Below are 18,291 nucleotides of genomic sequence, written 5' to 3'. Positions count from 1 at the left end.
AAACCTTCAGCAGTCCCTAAATTCCAATCGTGCATGACTTGTCATAGTTGATTCCAACTAGCTCAGAGGTGCATTGGACTAAAATTTATGAGTTGCTATTCTTTAACACTTAGGAATGTCCTTGGCCCGAACGACGTCTCTTTCCCCGCATTGTGAAGATTCTCAGGACGTTCTGGCACGACGGCTACCCGAGCGCCGCTACCTACCCGAACTCCATGGGGTACGCGGTCTTGCCCTGGCCGGCGTGGTGGTCTTCCACCTGTTCGGCAATGGGCGAGTCTCTGGTGGTATCGATATCTTCCTCGCCGTTTCCGGATTCCTCTTCACAGGAATGCTTCTCCGGGAAGCCGCAACGCACGGTGGTCGTATTGATCCTTTGAGGTATTACGGTCGTCTCGCACGCCGCATCCTCGTCCCTGCTGCCCTGGTTATTGCTGTCACCCTTGCTGTAGGTCTAGCACTCTTCCCAGTGACGCGGCATAGCCAGCTTTGGGCTGAAGCTCGCGCATCTCTCCTGTATTTCGAGAACTGGGAGCTCATCAGCTCTCAGCTCGCATACGGGGCCGCGGGGCCTGAGACGTCACCGTTCCAACATTTTTGGTCGCTGTCAGTGCAGGGCCAGTTCTATATCGTGTGGCCGGTGCTGGCTATGGTCGCCGTCTTTGCCGCGCGTCTGGTCAAGACTTCAGCGGCACGGGTCATGGCTGTCCTTGTCGGTATCGTCTTTATCGCCTCGTTCGCTTACGCGATCTATGTGGGCAGCTACAACCAGGACGAAGCGTATCTCCTCACGACAACGCGTGTCTGGCAGCTCGCTTTCGGTGGCCTTCTAGCCCTGACTGCCGGATCAATCCGCCTACCAAAGCCACTGCGCTTCCCGGCCGGGTGGATTGGGCTGGCCATGATCGTCTCGTGCGGCATCGTCCTCGATGGCCGCCAGCTCTTCCCTGGCCCATGGGCGCTGTGGCCCCTGATCGGCCTCACCCTCGTCTTCATTGCCGCGGGGCAGAAGGGCGGTAACCATGATCCGGTCGGGTCAGCAACACACTTTCTTTCAAACAGGGCACTGTCGTGGATCGGCGACCACGCCTATGGTCTCTACCTGTGGCACTGGCCGCTCATCATCTTCTACCTCGAGCTTCGCGGGCGGGATTCTTTCGGTCTGCGCGGCGCGGTCATTATTCTCGCTATCACCGTGGTCTTGGCAATGCTCACGTACAGATTTATTGAGCTGCCGCTCAAGAACCGGCAGCAGAGCCGCCCCCAGGACACCGCTCGCAGAGCCAACAAGATTGTTGTCTCAGCCGCCGCCGCGGCTCTCGCGGTTGCGGGAACGGGGGCAACACTTGTGCTTCATGAAGAGCGCAGCCGTCCGGCGACTGATTTCGTTGACTGGGATTGGGATCATTATCCCGGCGCCCTCATCACCACCCCCGAATATGCTGACACCCCAGAAGCAGCCAATTATCTGCCAGCGGTGGAAGATCTCCAACGGGAATTAGCCGACATATATCGCACGGGCTGTGTCACCGCGATGGCCAACGGCCCCGGACTCGACAAAGTCAAGGTGTGCGAAGATCCCGATGCACCAGAGGACCCAACTGCTCGGATCGTGATCTCCGGCGGCTCCCACTCCGCCCATTGGTACGAAGCCTATAAAACGCTTGGCGCGATCTATGGCTGGGAAGTTCTCGTCGTCAATAAGGACGCATGCGTCTTCTCAATCAGCGATTCAGAAGGCACGAAAGACTGCCAGGCCTGGATTGGGAACTACATCGAGTGGCTGGAGGAAAACGATGTCGACCTTGTGGTTACAGCCGGCACCCGCATCCTCGCCGCTAGTGATGAACAGATTGAAGACGGTGCAATCGAGCGCTGGCAGCAGATTACCGATACCGGTACTGACCTCGTGCTCATGAGGGGCACCCCACGCCCAGGGGAAATGGTCAATGACTGCCTTGCCAGCGGGAATACACCGGAAGAATGTGGGGCATCAAGCGCTCATATCGCTGACACAAACCCGTTGTCTGGTCTCGATCTCCCGGACGGAGTCTACACCGTCGATGTGACCGACAGTGTATGCCCTGACGGAAGGAACGGGGCTGACACGTGCACGGCTGTGGTCGGGAACGTTGTCGTCTGGTACGACGGTTCGCACCTGACCAACACGTTTGCCCGCACTCTTGCACCTCTCATTGAAGAACAGCTCAAACAACAGGCCGCCTGGCTGTTCGAATGAACTGGCGGCTTAGACGCCGTGAAGATGGTAGCCGGTCCGCGTTTGCGAATCTCAATCGACCAGTTTCTCGCCGTCCCAGGCCACAATCGGTACCTAGCTCATACTTTTAACGAATGCCGCTATCCGAATGTGCGACGGAGGTAAATTCCTGTAGGGCTCCATGGAGAGCGGCGATCCCGCCATCACCAACAGTGAGTCATCTGACGTCCTCCAAGAAGCCGGAGCTGTTCGTTAAAGATTCGTTCATTCCATTGTCGACCTTCACGATGACCCGATGTCGGCAGACACCGAAGTCACGATAGAGCTCACGACGCTCGCGAAATGCTTGAACACACTATCCGAAATACTCTCGTCGTTTCGTACCCCTGAAAGCAAGATTCGGGCTAGTTTTGGTGCCCATCGCCTAACAGCGACCGATGAGATCAGGGCGCAGGCAGTTGAAACCCAGGCTAAGACTAAAGCTCGTGCTCAGGTGAATCCGGGCGCAGCGGCAATGGTGTGGGCGGAAATGCATGAACGAATAGAACAACTCATCAGTGGACCGGTTTGCCAGCGGGATGCGGGACTCGGCCGAATTCTCTTGGGACTCTCAACGAGTCAAGAGTCAGCGACAGCTGAAAACCATCGGTCTCTCGAAGGAGCACCAACCCGAGTTGATTATTAATCACCTACATAAACTCCACTACATTTTAGCCCTTCAAGTCATCAAAATTATTCGATAGGACACCTAGACACCCTCAGTATCATCCATTTAGTTTCTCAACCATGTAGAACCTTAATGTCAGGCCTAAAGCGCGGGTCCGGAGGCCACCTGAGCTGACCCTGCCAAGGTGAACGATGACAATCCTTGGCCCTGTAGACCACGTCAACACAGGGCCAAGGTATTTCACTCCTGATCGCATATACGCTGTGAGAAGTATTAGCCCCGGTCGTAGCAACGTGGCTGTGGAAACCCTGTTAACTCATAGATCACAGCCGTCTGTCGACAACAATCAGGTGTCGACCTGGGATAGACTCGCCTGTGTTATTGATAAGCGTTCGCTGAGCGCCGCCCGGCAGGTCATCTCCGTGAGAACTCCGGCTCGAGTCTCAGCGGGAATAAGAGTTGATCGGTGAATCTCAAGTCTGTTGCGAAGCAGGTACGCACGGGACTCTGGCACCTGCGCAACGGTGGCCCGGAGCAGCTGAAGAAGTGGCAGAGCCGGAAAAAGCTCTCCGGCCCCTACTCTCTGGCGGGCCCCGGATCGGGACGAGCACGGCGTAAGGGTGCGGCTTTTGATCCGCTCGATATACCCGAATACCAAGACCTTGACCGCCCCCGCGCCTTTGAGGGCATGAGAGTCGCCGTCATCATGGACGACTTCTCCCTGCGAGCCTGGGGCCACGAGTTCACCACTGTTCAAGTGACACCAGACAATTGGCAGGCCGAACTCGATAGGGGCGTCGACCTCCTTTTTGTCGAGTCTGCCTGGAACGGCAACGGTGGGGCCTGGCAGTACCAGCTCACCGGTTCGAAGGCACCGACCGAACCGCTTCGGAAACTCGTTGGCACCTGCAAGGACAAGAACATTCCCACGGTCTTCTGGAACAAGGAAGACCCGCCCCACTTTAATGATTTTCTCGACACCGCCAAGCTCTTCGACGTTGTCTTCACCTCGGACTCGAACAAGATTGAAGACTACAAGCGGGAGCTCGGACACGACCGCGTTGACTCCTTGAGCTTCGCCGCTCAGCCCTCGATTCACAATCCGGTTCGGAGCCCCGAGCTGCACCAGATCGGTGACATCGCATTTGGCGGCATGTATTTTGCGCACAAGTACCCGGAGCGCCGCGAACAGATGGATCTGCTTCTCGGCGCCGCCTCGAAGGTCAGCAAACGCGGATACGACTTTACGATCTATTCGCGGTTCGCAGGTGCAGACGAAAACTACCAGTTCCCCGCACCGCTCGATAAGCACGTGGTGGGTTCACTCCCCTACGACAAGATGCTGACGGCCTACCGCACCAACAAGGTGTTCCTCAACGTGAACTCGGTTGTTGATAGTCCGAGCATGTGCGCACGCCGAGTCTTCGAGATCGCAGCCTCGGGAACACCCGTTGTTTCGACCCCCTCCGTTGCGCTACAGGAGTTCTTCCCGCACGACGAGGTCCCGCTCGTCGACAATACCGAGGAAGCAGAATGGACGATCAGGGCACTCTTGCGTTCACCCCAGTTCCGCGACCGAATGGTTCACAAAGCCCAGCGCCGGATCTGGCAGAACCACACCTACACGCATCGCGCCGAGCAGGTGTTCCGTGCCGCCAGCCTGCCTGTCGAGAACAGCATTCTAAATAAGCCGTCCATTACGGCCATGGTCTCCACCAACAGGCCCCAGCAACTCGATCACATCCTGTCCCAGGTATCTCAGCAGCGGGATGTTAATGTTCAGTTGGCCCTGTGCACACACGGATTCGACACCGACATTGGGGCCTTCAAGTCCAAGGCAAAGGAACTTGGATTGGAGAATGTCACGGTGTTCCGCGGAGATGAATCGTGGAAGCTCGGCGACTGCCTCAACAAGCTGGTCGAGGTAGCCGATGGAGACTTTGCGGCCAAGGTCGACGATGACGACATTTATGCACCCCAGTATTTGCGTGACCAGATCAATGCGCTCTGGTATTCAGGCGCGGATCTGGTTGGTAAGCAGGCCTGCTATCTGTACCTGGGAAGCATGGGCGCTACACTTCTTCGGTTCCCGGAACGCGAGCACCGATGGACCACCTTCGTGGCGGGCCCTACCCTTCTCGGCCCCACCGAGACGTTCAGGACCGCGCCGTTCGAAAGCCGCACCCACGGCGAAGACAGTGCCTTCCTCCGCCTTGTTGCGGACCAGGGCGGCAAGACCTACTCGACCGACCGGTTCAACTTCCTTCAAGTGCGCGGGAACACGCAGCACACGTGGCAGAGCCACGATCTCGAGTTCCTCGCCAACAGCGAGTATATCGGGACCGGCTACAACCCAGACTTCGTCGTTGCCTAACCCGGCAACTGAAAGGTAGAAATGACTGAAACCTTCTCCCCCACGGACTCTTTCCAGAGCCTCTGCGTGATCGGGCTGGGATACATCGGGCTTCCCACCGCTGCTTTCATCGCCTCCAAGGGCATTGCAGTCACCGGCATGGACACCAACCAGAGCTACGTTGACCGGATCAATGCCGGCGAGGTTCCGTTCTTCGAGCCCGACTTCGAGGAGACCCTTTCTCGCGTCGTCAGCGAGGGCTCACTCAAGGCTTCCTCCGAGGTGCCCCACGCCGATGCCTACATCGTTGCGGTACCCACCCCGTTCAACGACAACCACGAGCTCGACCCCACCTACATCGAGTCGGCAGCAGAGTCGATCACGCCCCACCTCACGGGTGGCGAACTCATTGTTCTCGAGTCCACCTCCCCGCCCGGAACGACGAAGAAGATGGCGGAGCACCTGATCGAGATGAGGCCGGACCTGACGCTCGAGGACGGCAAGCCCAACAGCGTCTATTTCGCCCACTGCCCCGAGCGTGTTCTGCCCGGCCGGATCATGGTTGAGATGGAAGCAAATGACCGGGTCATCGGCGGCCTCACCCCTCGCGGCACCGAGTTGGCACGAGCTCTCTATGCCACGTTCTGCACGGGTGAGCTCCTGCTTACCGACGCAACAACGGCCGAAATGGCAAAGCTAACCGAGAACTCATTCCGCGACGTTAACATCGCCTTTGCCAATGAGCTCTCCGTTATCTGCGACAAGCTCGGCATCGACGTCTGGGAGCTCATCGAGCTCGCCAACCACCACCCACGGGTCAACATCCTCCAACCCGGCCCCGGAGTCGGTGGACACTGCATCGCGGTCGATCCCTGGTTTATTGTCTCGGCAGCACCGGAAGAGTCGAAGCTTATTCAGGCGGCCCGTAACGTGAACGACAGCAAGCCCGAGCACGTCATCGACAAGGTGCTAGCAAAGGCCGCTCGGATCAAGAACCCGACGATTGCAGCCCTCGGCATTGCCTTTAAGCCGGATATCGACGACCTGCGCGAATCCCCTTCGCTCGAGATCGTCCGTGAGCTCGCAACGATTCTCGAAGATGGCGACATCCGCGTTGTCGAGCCTCACATCAAGGAGCTCCCGCCCAAGCTTAAAGATCTCGACAGCCTTCAGCTCCAGGACCTCGAAACGGCAATTGCCGACGCAGACATTGTTCTTGTCCTTGTCGACCATAAGCCGTTCAAGCAGTTCGACCGAGCAAAGCTGGGCGACAAGGTCATCATCGACACAAGGGGCCTGTGGCGCTAAATATATAGTTCTCATTGAGCAAACAGCTCTCAGACGCGGAGGGTGATTCGAACCGATTGGTTTGGAACCACCCTCCACTGATTTCTCGCCGCCATGTCAACTCTGAAGAACACTCTAACTATGAGAGAGCCGAATCTTAATCGCGGCACGTGACTCGTGGGTTGCCTATTTTATGCCGGACCGCTTGACAATTTCGGCATAGATAGCCCGGCCCACTCGTTGCTCATACGGTAGAGACAGCATGGCGAGGATGAGCCGACGCGAGTTGAACGGTAGTGCAACGATTGCCGCAAGATCGTATTCTGCGTAGGAAGCTCCCGCCCACTTCGTCAGTCGGTGCTCCCAGTAGAACAAGTCGTGCAGATCGTATCCGTGGAGCCGGTCATCCGTGAACTGTGTGTACTCGATGTAGTCCTGAAACTTCTTGATGAGCTCCGGGTCTTCTGAGACCTTCGAATATGCGTACTTTTTCGCGAGCCACTCGGGTGTGATTGTCGACTGTTCTCGACCCGTGAAGAACACGGTTCCAATTTCACCGCCGACACCAATAAACAACGCGGAGTCTGCCTGCAATTGCTCATAGAAAGAGGAAGTGAGCGTCGGGAATCGTGCCCACGCTGGGAAGGTCGCGTTGTAGAGTGGGCCGACTTCCTTCGCCACTCCATCAATATCAATCACCTTGAACCTGAGCCCAGCATCCAACGCCATCTGGTTCGCTTTCAAAAGGTCGGTCGCTGTGGTTGCGGCGCCCTTCTTAAAGAAATGGTACGTCATCAGGGTGACGTCTTCGCTCTTGTGATTCAGAAGATCCAAACTGGCTGAGAGAATTGCACGCGAGTCCTGCCCCGCAGTGAGAGCCAGATAAGAATGATCGGCGACGCCAAGCCATGCTTCCATGTTGAACCGCATCTCGTCCATGAAAACATCGGTCGCCTCGTCGAGACTCAAGGATTCTAGTTCGTGCTTTGGGAAATACCGTACGTGGGTGACCTTCGAGCCTTGAATACTCAAATAACAATTCGCGATCACTTCTGTGGTGCAATCGTGCGGTGCAATGAGTGCCGGGAGCGTCTTACCACCGGGATTTGAGTAATCTGGATGCCTCATGATCCAGCGGTTTTCAGTCACCTCGGTGCTACCGGTCGCATGAGCAATCAGCGCCGAATGTGACGCTAAGTAGGTTGTCCTTTTCCAACGCCCGGTTTGCCCCCAGAAGCATGTTCGGCTTGCCATCGGATCCGTGTAGACGCGTAACTCACGACCAAGAATCGCAATAGCGACGAATCGTCCACTCATTTCAAGAATTATCTTCTCGAACGAATCGAACGAGCGTGCCTCCAGGAACCTTTCGTGGAGCACCCTGGCAGTGTCAACTGTCGTCATCGTTCCTGAATTCTTGTGGAAGGCATGACCGAGAATGAGAGTGGCACAGTTCGGTTCTGAGAGGTACGAGTATCCCAGGTCGGGAGCTACCGCCAGGTTGTAACCTCGCTGCAATTCGAGTCGGGTCCAGTTCGCGGGTACGTAGTCTCCGATAACACCGTTCGCGACAATATATCCTTTGGCGAAGATGTTCTCGTACCTGTACTTGTCGGCAACCGTGGCAGACCGCTTGTGACGAGCGTGGTAGCGGTCCCATGCCTGCTGGAGCGTATTATCTGAAGGGCTTGTCATGGTAGCTACTAGACCTCCAGCTGGTCTTGAGCGTTCCCCATGTACTGGAGCATCCCGGTGGAGAACAGCTCTTCATCGGCAACGGACCAGGTGTGGCGTCCCTTGTCCTCCCAACGATTCACAATGAAGTTGAACCGGTCGGTGCTATAGATCTTCCCACCATCAGCGCGGATCTGCTGGAGGAGAGCCGAGTCCTCCCCTAGGCTCTGATCACTAAACGGGTACTTGAGGAAGACCTCCCGCTTGGCTACGAAAGTCGCGCCGCGAACAAAATCGTCGATCTTGTTTTCCTTTTGCGGATAGGTGAGGACGGTGGAGTCCGTTGACTCGAAATAAATGTAGCTCGCAGCCTTACCGACAAGGGTTGCTCCCGAAAAGTCGAGGGCATGCAGCTGGTCCCGGACATAGTTCTTGCCGTACCAGTCATCGTCATCCATGCGCACAAGCACATCCCCGGTCGTGTTCTCGATCGCAAGGTTGAGATTCTGGCCGAGCGAACTCTCCGGAGCCGCAAAGATCAGCTTGACGATAATGCCTGCTTCGCGAACAGCATCGAATTCGCTCTCATCGAAGTCGAAACCGTGGCTGACAATGACAACTTCCTCTGGCTGACGGACCTGTCGGAGCAGGTTCTCGGAGATATATGCGGCGGAACCGGGCACATTTGTCGAGATGAAGACGGAGACGGTGCCCCTAACATCCTGAACGTCTTGTCCGATTGTTTCGAGGATCGTATCGACACGGTGGGAGTAGGTGTTCTTCTCCCACACGATTCGCTGCGCCTCGTGGACCTTGCGGTCGCGGTACTCCGACGAGCGCGTGAGAAGGCGAATCGCCCTGGTCGCCTCGTCCTGATCGGATACGACGGACAGAGCATCGCCAAAGAAGTGGTCGATTGCTGGGCTCGGGGGTGTAACCACTGCCGTACCGCACGCGGTGGCCTCAAAGATTCGCCTGGCACACATCGTTGACGAGGTCACGACCGAGTTGACGTTTAGAACAGCCTTGTACAGCTTATAAGCCGTGATCATCTGCGGGTAGGCAAGAGAGCCAACAACGGCCGAGTCATAGGGAGCCGGGAACTGGTAGGCGGGATCCTTGCCAAGCTGACGGGAGAAGATTTCCAGCCCGAAGTCGTGCGCGGCAGGAAGAAGGTAGTCCATCTGTGCCCGACGTTCGGGATACTTGTCCCGGAAATACATGCCACCGAAAGCAATGTTTCGTGCCCTGCCAAAACGGCTCACCTTCACGGGATTGTGAATGAGCGGTTGCGCGGCAAAGGGCAGCAGTCCAATGCGGTTGTGGCCCAAACGCTTCGTGTACTCGGGCACCAGATCCCCATCGGTCGTAAATACATAGTCGGCAAGTCTTGCGACATCGAGGAAGTCCTCGAAGTGCGGCGGATCTTCCTTGTTCCAGAACACGACAGGAATGTTCTTCGACTTTGCGTAAGCAATAGCGTCGACGACCGCGGGTCGAGGAGCAGAGGTTCCCACGAGGTGGTAGCGCCACGATCCGTCGTTACCTTCCCAGGCGCTCTCAATGAAGAAGAGATCCGGGTTCTCGTCGTCAATGATCTGCTTCCAGGTGTCCGGGGTCGGAGTCAACTGAATCCACTCGGGAGCAAATGCGGCGAGGGTAAATTCATCGGCGATGACCATGGCCTTCGTCGTGCGCTTCGGAGCAACATCCGGCATGGTGCTTTCGGGGATCATATTTGTGTCAAGGAACGGGCGCGCCGACATTCCGGCACCGGAATCCCCCACGTCCTCACCGTCGAAGCCGGATGCATACATGTGCACGGCAGCCTCGTGGACGGTACGGATCATGGGAACGGCCTTACCGACCGAGCCCGCGGTGTTGCGCGTATCCTGGGCTATGTTGCCAACGCGGTAATCAATCTTGCCGACCTGCTGCTTGGTTTGTCGCATGTCCTTGCGAACCGTCTCCACGCACATGCGGACAAGCTCGAGGGCAATGAGGATCAACCAGCCAATAAGGCCGATCAGAAGCGTTGCCGCGATCAGCTCTGCGTGGTCAGCAATAGCGACAACGATGATAGCGATCAGGGTCGCAAGGCCAACCAGCCCCGTGTAGAGCAGTCCTCGCTTTGACTTGAGCGTGCGGACGATGTTGTTCACGACATGCCTTTCTTAGGTAAGTTCAGCGCGGTCGGCTCAGCGCCACAGGCCCTTGGTGTCAATAACGATCTTCTCTTCCAACAACGCACGATCAATCGACTTGAACTTTGTGTGGTCAACCAAGACCAGAACGATGTCGGCCTCGTTGATGGCCTCGAGGGTGCCCTGCAACCGTACGTTCGAGGACTGCGCAAGGCGCGACGGTAGTTCGGAGACATGAGGTTCAACAACACGAATATCGCCTTCTTCAAGTTCACCGGCCAGCCGCTCGACGATTGCCAGCGACGGCGACTCGCGCAGGTCATCGATGTCGGGCTTGAAGGCGATGCCAAGCGCAGCGATAGTCGGGTTCTTGATGCGGTACGCCTTGGCAAGCACCTTGTCGATGACGTAGCCGGGCTTCGCGTCGTTGATGTTGCGGGCAGCCTTAATGATCTTTGCCTCTTCGGGAGCCGCAGCCACGATAAACCAGGGGTCGACCGCGATGCAGTGTCCCCCCACTCCGGGGCCGGGCTGGAGGATGTTCACCCGTGGGTGGTGGTTGGCGAGCTCGATGAGCTCCCAGACATCAATTCCGAGCTTGTCGCAAATGACAGAGAGCTCGTTCGCGAACGCAATGTTGACGTCCCTAAAGGAGTTCTCCGTCAGTTTCGCCATCTCCGCCGTCTTCGCATCCGTTAGGAGGAGCTCACCCGTGCAGAACGTTGCGTAAAGCTCCCTCGCCATCTCGGTTCCGTGCGGCGTGAGACCACCGATCATTCGATCATTCGACGCGAGCTCGACCATGATGCGTCCCGGCAGGACGCGCTCTGGGCAGTGCGCAAAGTAAAGCGAGTTCGGCTGACCATCCTCTAGCGTGAGGTCGGGACGCAGGGAGATCAGGTAATCGGCAAGCTTTTCCGTCGTTCCGGGCGGGGAGGTCGACTCCAGAACGACGAGTTCACCACCGGACAGTTTGTCGGCGATGCCTTCCGCAGCGGACTTGATGTACGACGGGTCAAGCTCGTGCTTGTCATTGAAAGGGGTCGGCACCGCCACGATGTAGGCGTCTGCGGCCGGGGTCTCGGTCGTCGCCGTCAGCAGGCCCCTACCAACGACATCAACGAGTGTTTCCGCAAAGTCCGGCTCAAAGAACGGGACCTCCCCAGCATTAATCCGGTTGACGAACTTTTCATTGACGTCGACGCCGATAACGTTGATGCCCTTGGAAGCCACAAACGCTGCGGTCGGGAGGCCGATATATCCCAGGCCGATGACACAGACGCTCTGAAATGTGGATGTTGCCATCATTGCGAGGCCTTTCGTTGACGAGGAGGAGAAGCGATCAAGCGAATCATGGTAGCAGTCCAGGCAAATGTACAGTCCGCTGCGCGAACCGGGTTGCCACAATCGCTCGTCGACAGCTGGGCAAAGTCAGTGTGTACTATTCCGGAGCACCTGCCAGTCGTACCTATCTCCTGAAACAGGAAATCAGCTGTCAAAATATCGCCTTTGCTTTGCCAAGGGAGGGCACGCTTCCGCCACCCAAGGCTCGTTAGTTAACCTTTTTGTAACACGTAAATCGTAACACCGAGTAACCGGTCCTCTCGGGAACCTTCAAAGAGAGTACATAAATCAAGGTATGGGCTACCTGTGCACAACTCCATTTCCGGGCGATGAATGGGCACGTGCGCAAAGCGAAGGAGCTTCCGAGGAAGCCTGTGTCGTCACCGGAGTTACTTCTCGGTCTCTTGGTTTATGCGGTTAGGCCGTGCCCCGAGGGGAGCCAACTGAGCCACCTGCCAACATGTGACCGTGAAATCTTTGGGGCGTGAACATGGGGGCTACTTAATCATGGAATCGGCGAGTTCAAGATACAGTTGAGCCTGGAAGTATGTCGGATGATGAAAGGGCGATGTGTGAGCTCCCGAGCGCGCAGAAACCGACGGTCAGTCACGATGCTGGGGGCGGTGGCTTCACTGGTAGTTATCGGGCTCGTCGCTGCCTTAGGTGTCTGGAAACCGCGGGTCGTGGTTCCAGTTGTGGTAGCGGTTACCCTCTGCTCTTCGGTTATTCTCCTCATTCTTTCCCGCCAGTGGGCTAGGAGGCTCATCAGTCAGGTCAATCGGATCCGACGCCAGCTCGATACAGACAGTGGGACAGGAGTCACGAGGCAACCCTCACCCACATGGAAGGATCATCCCCAAGCAAAGGCACTTGTTGAGTCCCGCATCTTTTCGCAAACCTTCTATGAACGGCTGAGCGGAAAGAGCTTTGACTCCGCTCATTTGGCGGCCGCACATTACCTCACGTACTACCTTCAAAAGCTGACGCCACCAAATCCATTTATTGACTTCCACACGTTCCCGCAAGAAATCCAGGATCAAATCCGGCGTGGGCAGATACTTCCCGTTCTTGATTGCCTTGGTTCACAGAAGTCGAATAGTCTCGGCCCAGCCTTTTTCCCCAGCTTCGTGTCGAGTGACCCCGAAAGCCCAGTCTCCCCCCTGCGGCAGTTCCTGGATCGGATGGACTCCTCGACGCTCCTTCCAGTCCCGGCTGATTCCCCACTGCACGGCGTAACCGCCCAATCGTATGCGGATACCGTCACGAACCAATTCCAGGCCCTGTTCGATGAGCAGCGTGTCAATCGCCCCCGGCTCACCAGAACCTGGGATCACGCGGGCGAAGCCGCGTGGAAGGAAACCATTCTCAGCTCCCCAGAGACGTTGCGGCCACGCGTCTCGGTTGTCATGCCGGTCAAGAACCGTCCCGTCCTCGTACGGGATGCTGTGGCATCGATACGGGAGCAGTCTTACGACAACTGGGAATTGCTCATCGTCGATGATCTCTCAACGGATGAAACCCCGGAGGTCCTCGCAGAGCTTGCGAACATCGACACTCGCATCACCGTCTTAACGAACACCGGCTCGGGAGTTTCAGCTGCCCGCAATACCGGACTGGCTACGGCAACCGGTGACTACATCGCCTTTCTCGATTCGGACAATACCTGGACACCGGACTACCTCGAGCTCATGATCCGCGGGATGCTGTCCCAAAATATCGTCTGGGCCTACTCCGGTAACCGGCTTGTTGGAAACACCCCGGATGATGTTCAATACATGGCTTACGAAGGCGGAATTGAGGATCTTCTCATCCGCAACCACATCGACATGAATGTCATGGTCATCAGTGCCGACCTTATTCGAAGAGCAGGCGGATTCGACGAGACAATCAAGCGCTGGGTGGATTTCGATCTGGTCATGAGGCTCATGACCAGATCGACACCGGTTCTCTTCCCATTCATTGGTTGCAACTACGATCATTCGATGATTCAGCCGGACCGAATTACGGTCAAGGAGTCCAGCAGATGGCAGGGAGTTGTCCTCGCGAAGAACATCTTTGACTGGGAGCGAGACGAGGCAAAGGAGCGGGTTCCCGGCCGAGTATCTGTCATTCTGCCTGCCTATGAAAACAGTCAAAGCACAATCGATGCCGTTGAATCGATCCTTGATAACTGTGGGTATGACGATATAGAAGTAATCGTTGTTGATGGTGGATCGACTGAGCGGCACGCCCGCCGTTATATCCAGTACTTCTCCTGCCGCGACAACATACGGCTCGTCCGGCTTGCCCGGAATTTCTACAACTCCATAGGAAATAACTACGGCTACTTCGAGTCGTCCGGGGAGTTCTTGCTTTTCGTCGATCATAAGACGCGCATGAGAAGCGGAACGATCGCTGACCTTGTTAACAAGCTTCGCGATGACAGCATTGCAGGCGTGAATCCCGTCATCCTAAAACGGAACGACACGATTCACTCCGCCGGTGCTGTTTGGGTTGCACCGGGCACCCTCCCCCTGCAGTTCCTCGAGGGGCACCCAGTGGAGGATGCTCGCTACAGTACCGACCATACTTTCGCCGCAGCATCCGCCACGGGGCTTCTCATGAGGGCGGTTGACTTCCGTGCTCTTCATGGCTTTGATGCCTCATACGTGAGCGCTATGCACGACATAGATCTTACTCTGCGAGCCGCGAAGCTGAGACCGGGTGGTTTCCGTACAGTCCCGAGCGTTGCCATGGCGCACCTGAAAGGAAATCAAAACAGTAGCGATCAGCAACTGGTCCTTGACGGGCGAGTGTTCATGGAAGCGTGGCGAAACGAGCTTCCCGCTACTGATCTTGACCTCTTCTCGACTTCGACGTTTGAAGCCGTTCGGGTCGGTCCTGATAGTAGCCTCCTCAAGCCGGAAGCTCCCACCGCAGCTGTCACGCTTGGACGTAAGGCCGGATCCCCCAGACGCTGGTCGATCAAGAACCCAGCTGATCCAGGCGCGCGCGGCGACGAATGGGGAGATACACATTTCATCAACTCGTTTGCGGCAAGCCTGAGACAACTCGACCAGGAAGTCGTCACGCTGCGGCACGGGGCGCACGCTTCCGCAAGCGGAGTGCTCGATGATGTCTCGCTCGTTGTCCGCGGACTGCACCGCACCGTCCCGATTCCGGGGGCAACCAATGTTCTGTGGATCATTAGCCATCCCGACAAAGTGACGGCCGATGAGCTCGCGGGCTTCGACCTCGTCTACGCCGCCTCCCACGCCTGGGCCGAGTGGGCAACCAAAGAATACGGAATTGACGTCCGTCCGTTGCTACAGGCTACTGACGCAACCCGTTTCTTTTACGCAGATTCACCAGCATCACACACGAATGATCTGGTTTTTGTCGGCGGTAATTTTGCTAAGCGCAATCGAAAGTCGGTGGTCGATGCCGTGGAATCAGGCGTACGCCTTAAGGTTTATGGCCCCGGCTGGGAGGGTGTAGTTCCCTCCGAGATGATTGGCGGCCCCTACATTGAAAATGACCGGCTTGCCGATGTTTATCGGGATGCTCGCTTCGTGCTAGCAGATCACTGGGATCTCATGGCTCGGGAAGGTTTTATCCAGAATCGGATCTTCGATGCCGTGGCGAGCGGCTGTCGAGTGATCTCCGACGACGTCAAGGATCTCGATAAGGTGTTTGGCGAGGAAGTCCTCGTCTATCGCACACCGGACGACATCCGCCGATTCGTCGAAGAGTCGATCACGCAGGATTATGGACAAGCAGAAGCTCGACGCCGCGAGGCATCACAGAAGGTAATCGACAATCACACCTTTGACGCACGAGCCCGGCGACTGGTTACCGATATCGAAGATTGGGAACGTCGCAAGAAGTTGTAGGGGTTTCACGCTCCCGATCACAGGGCCTAACCAGTAATGTGACTTACGATCACGATGGTGAGAGTTCACGGCGGAAAACGTGAGCAAACCGTTGAATCTTGAGTATGACCATAAACAAAGAGGAAGGGGGCCGCCGTATGGCTCGTCAGTCGTGGCGGAAGATTCTGCGCGCAGTCGGACTTACTTCCACGCCCCCTCCGGTCGAAGAGAAGACCCCTCCAAAGCGACACGAGCGCACGGGAACAATCAAGCTTCCAATCGAAGCGAATGAGATCTACCTGATCTTGCCAAGCACATGGCGGCCGCCGGAAAAAACCTGGATCCTCACGGTGCCGGACGCGAAGGATGCATTCGGCCAAACACCCACGGTCGTGTCGTGGCCATATTCAGGAATCGTCGAGAACCACTACCAGTACGTGCTCGGGCTCGATAACGATGCCTCACATGTTCTTGAGCCCCTGACATTTTCAAAGCCGGTCAGAACAGTCGAGATCAGCATTGTCGACTGGCAAAAGACCGCACGTGAGAACGACGTACCGAGCCGGATTCCCTGGCACGCATCAACAGAAAGCGGACGGCAAGTAGCAGGATGGCTGGACCTGGCATGACCTCAATGAGCCTGCTCCTCGATATTTCCCAAGTCCGGGATGCTTCTTTACCCGAGAACCTATCCCTCCCCAGCATTGGTGACATTTTTCTTATCGCCAGAACTGATCAGAAGACCGACTCCGAGCGATTTGTACCAGAGGTCAGCTGGATTCTCGTGGATCCCACCACCCCAAGAACCGACCGGTTCTCGCTCGCAATGCAGTACGTGACAAGCGAATGGGTTGCTGTCTGCGAAGGCCCTTGGCCTACATCCCTCACTGTCGGCAACAGCCTGGGTCCCAGGTCCGCACTTCTCGGCGGCAGTTTTCAGACGACGGACAATGTTTCTGCCTCCGAGCATGAAGAAAAGACGGCAACGGCATTTGCTCTGCGAGTAGAGGCGTACTGCGTAGTGCAAGGCTTCAATCCCGCTATCAAGAACTTCGATAGGGCACTGGCTGAGTTTGCGTTACGTTGCCAGTTGCTTGGCTGGGAAGCCAACCTTGGTCGCACTGCCTGCACACTCATTGGACCCGCTGCGGAACCCATCGAGCATGAGAAAGACCGTCACGACGATTCCGACCACATGCCTTCCGAACGGGTCGATCTCATCGCCCATCTCCCCCACTGGAACCAGAAGCCCCAAGGAGCTCCTCCCCTGGTTTCGGTTGTTATCTCCACCCGCAATCGTTCGGCCTACCTGAAAGAAGCGATCAACTCCGTTCGACTGCAAACATTCCAGGATTTCGAGATTCTTATCGTCGACGACGGTGGTAGCGATGACTCTCAGCAGATAGTTGAATCTATCGGCGATCCGCGAGTGAGATACTTCTGGCGGGAGCACGGCGGCATTGCCGCGGCACGCAACTTCGGTGCGGACCAAGCTCGCGGATACTTTACGGCCGTGCACGACTCCGATGACCTCATGCTTCCCAACCGGCTTGAGCTTGGCCTCAAAGCGCTGCACGACAACGCGATTGCTAGCTACGGAGCGTGGGTGAATTTCGATAACGTCACGGGCGACATGATCATGCACGTGACGAAGGAAGACTTCAATCTTGATGTGCTTTCGGTAACGAGCCAGGCAACCGGGCACCCCACCTGGCTGATCCCGACGTGGATCATTCGTCAGCTCCGGTACGACACAAGGCTGACGAGCGCAGTCGACCACAACCTCGCTACCCGCACGGCGCTCCTCGGAGTCCGCTGGAAGCACGTAGGCAAGGCCGTTGTCCTCCGGAGGATCCACCCCGAGCAGGTTAGCGCCGTCGATGTAAAGAACCAGAAGCTCGGCGCACTGCTAACCCGGCAATTTGCGATCACGGGGACGACCACGGACGCGGAGCGCACTGCTGTTCACCGTGTTAAGGAGCGACATCCGTGGGCGCAGGTCGCTGAGCGTGCGAATCTCGAGAAGAACTTCACCCAGTATCTTCCCGGACAGGAGCAGTCCCAGGCGATCATGGTGACCGGTCCGCTCGCTTCAAAGCTCGGAATTCTCACGACGTACGACCAAGAAATCATTCTCGGATCGGAAGCGGACTATCGCGGCAAAGTGGTCCGCGAACGAGCATGGCTCATGCGGCCCTCAGATGACGCATTGGCCGATCTCGCTTTCAACGGGTACTCCGTTGAACCAGTCCAAGCGTCAACCGCTGACGACCTCGAGCATGTGGCCCGGCAGTGGGTTTCGCTTCGACTACGGGACCTTCAAAGGACAATGGGAATGGCGACGGTTCTTGTCGGCGATGTACCGACTCGTCCGGATTTCACGGACGTTGGTTGTGCAAGTCTTTACCTTCGCACCTTTGACGGAACCGAGGCATGGACTGCACTTGTCCCAGTTGGTAGCGCTCGGGAAGCTACGGCAACAGCCGACAGGCTAGCTATCGCTTCCCCCAGTATCTTGGCGTCAAAGGACGTTTCGGTAACAGAGTTGATGGCGATGATCGGAGCTGAGATCGAATGACCAGGATTGAATGTGCAGTAGCGACCCACGGCAATCTTTCGATGAAACTGCTGACCGAGCAGGACGGTCGAGCACTACCCGTTGGCGAGGTCCTGCTTTCCCGTCCCCGAGAATCGCGCTCCTCGACCCGGATCGCCTCTTCTGGTCAAGCCTCATGATGTTCGGTCCGAGGCTC

Annotated in this window: 10 protein-coding genes; 7 read left to right on the top strand and 3 right to left on the bottom strand. The window is 56.8% G+C overall.

The window, feature by feature from the left end:
* Positions 1 to 121: 121 nt before the first annotated feature.
* The 3 genes from EJ997_RS03225 to wecC (EJ997_RS03215) all read left to right on the top strand — a co-directional run bounded on the left by EJ997_RS03225 (position 122) and on the right by wecC (EJ997_RS03215) (position 6,546).
* Complete coding sequence (locus EJ997_RS03225) at positions 122 to 2,239, top strand: acyltransferase family protein (RefSeq protein ID WP_164719759.1); 2,118 nt, start codon at positions 122 to 124, stop codon at positions 2,237 to 2,239.
* Between the two features lie 1,112 nt (positions 2,240 to 3,351).
* On the top strand, positions 3,352 to 5,259 hold the full coding sequence (locus tag EJ997_RS03220; protein ID WP_126703307.1) for a glycosyltransferase family protein: 1,908 nt from the start codon (positions 3,352 to 3,354) through the stop codon (positions 5,257 to 5,259).
* 21 nt (positions 5,260 to 5,280) lie between these two features.
* Positions 5,281 to 6,546 carry a UDP-N-acetyl-D-mannosamine dehydrogenase gene (wecC, locus tag EJ997_RS03215; RefSeq protein WP_126703306.1) on the top strand — a complete coding sequence of 422 codons (1,266 nt, stop codon included), beginning with the start codon at positions 5,281 to 5,283 and terminating at the stop codon, positions 6,544 to 6,546.
* A 165-nt stretch (positions 6,547 to 6,711) separates the two neighbouring features.
* On the opposite strand, the gene EJ997_RS03210 is transcribed toward wecC (EJ997_RS03215), so the two are convergent.
* From EJ997_RS03210 to wecC (EJ997_RS03200), 3 genes are read right to left on the bottom strand one after another with little or no spacing between them, the layout of a single operon-like run.
* A complete protein-coding gene (locus EJ997_RS03210) occupies positions 6,712 to 8,220 on the bottom strand; it encodes a hypothetical protein (protein ID WP_126703305.1) in 1,509 nt (502 codons plus the stop codon).
* Positions 8,221 to 8,228: 8 nt separating this feature from the next.
* Entirely contained in the window at positions 8,229 to 10,361 is a 2,133-nt protein-coding gene (locus tag EJ997_RS03205) for a glycosyltransferase family protein (protein ID WP_126703304.1), read from the bottom strand.
* 36 nt (positions 10,362 to 10,397) lie between these two features.
* On the bottom strand, positions 10,398 to 11,651 hold the full coding sequence (wecC, locus tag EJ997_RS03200) for a UDP-N-acetyl-D-mannosamine dehydrogenase (RefSeq protein ID WP_126703303.1): 1,254 nt from the start codon (positions 11,649 to 11,651) through the stop codon (positions 10,398 to 10,400).
* Between the two features lie 1,217 nt (positions 11,652 to 12,868).
* Here wecC (EJ997_RS03200) and EJ997_RS03195 point away from each other — a divergent pair.
* The 4 genes from EJ997_RS03195 (at position 12,869) to EJ997_RS12845 (ending at position 18,274) form a co-directional block, all read left to right on the top strand.
* Positions 12,869 to 15,559, top strand: coding sequence for a glycosyltransferase (locus EJ997_RS03195; RefSeq protein WP_164719757.1), 2,691 nt, complete (start codon positions 12,869 to 12,871; stop codon positions 15,557 to 15,559).
* Between the two features lie 104 nt (positions 15,560 to 15,663).
* Positions 15,664 to 16,167 (top strand): hypothetical protein, encoded by a 504-nt coding sequence (locus EJ997_RS03190; RefSeq protein ID WP_126703301.1) that lies wholly within the window; start codon positions 15,664 to 15,666, stop codon positions 16,165 to 16,167.
* On the top strand, positions 16,164 to 18,116 hold the full coding sequence (locus EJ997_RS03185; RefSeq protein ID WP_164719756.1) for a glycosyltransferase family 2 protein: 1,953 nt from the start codon (positions 16,164 to 16,166) through the stop codon (positions 18,114 to 18,116). The genes EJ997_RS03190 and EJ997_RS03185 overlap by 4 nt, the downstream gene beginning before the upstream one ends.
* Positions 18,113 to 18,274, top strand: coding sequence for a hypothetical protein (locus tag EJ997_RS12845; RefSeq protein ID WP_164719754.1), 162 nt, complete (start codon positions 18,113 to 18,115; stop codon positions 18,272 to 18,274). The genes EJ997_RS03185 and EJ997_RS12845 overlap by 4 nt, the downstream gene beginning before the upstream one ends.
* The last annotated feature ends 17 nt before the right edge of the window (positions 18,275 to 18,291 follow it).

The sequence above is a fragment of the Flaviflexus ciconiae genome, assembly GCF_003971195.1.
Classification (GTDB): Bacteria; Actinomycetota; Actinomycetes; order Actinomycetales; family Actinomycetaceae; genus Flaviflexus; species Flaviflexus ciconiae.
The sequence above is the reverse complement of the archived record's forward strand: the minus strand, read 5'-3'. Positions and strand labels throughout refer to the sequence as shown.

Bases quoted from the DNA above. Each gene is read 5' to 3' on its own strand.
- wecC (WP_126703306.1), top strand. From the start codon at position 5,281: ATGACTGAAACCTTCTCCCCCACGGACTCTTTCCAGAGCCTCTGCGTG.
- EJ997_RS03210 (WP_126703305.1), bottom strand. From the start codon at position 8,220: ATGACAAGCCCTTCAGATAATACGCTCCAGCAGGCATGGGACCGCTAC.
- wecC (WP_126703303.1), bottom strand. From the start codon at position 11,651: ATGATGGCAACATCCACATTTCAGAGCGTCTGTGTCATCGGCCTGGGA.
- EJ997_RS03195 (WP_164719757.1), top strand. From the start codon at position 12,869: ATGGACTCCTCGACGCTCCTTCCAGTCCCGGCTGATTCCCCACTGCAC.
- EJ997_RS03190 (WP_126703301.1), top strand. From the start codon at position 15,664: ATGACCATAAACAAAGAGGAAGGGGGCCGCCGTATGGCTCGTCAGTCG.
- EJ997_RS03185 (WP_164719756.1), top strand. From the start codon at position 16,164: ATGACCTCAATGAGCCTGCTCCTCGATATTTCCCAAGTCCGGGATGCT.
- EJ997_RS12845 (WP_164719754.1), top strand. From the start codon at position 18,113: ATGACCAGGATTGAATGTGCAGTAGCGACCCACGGCAATCTTTCGATG.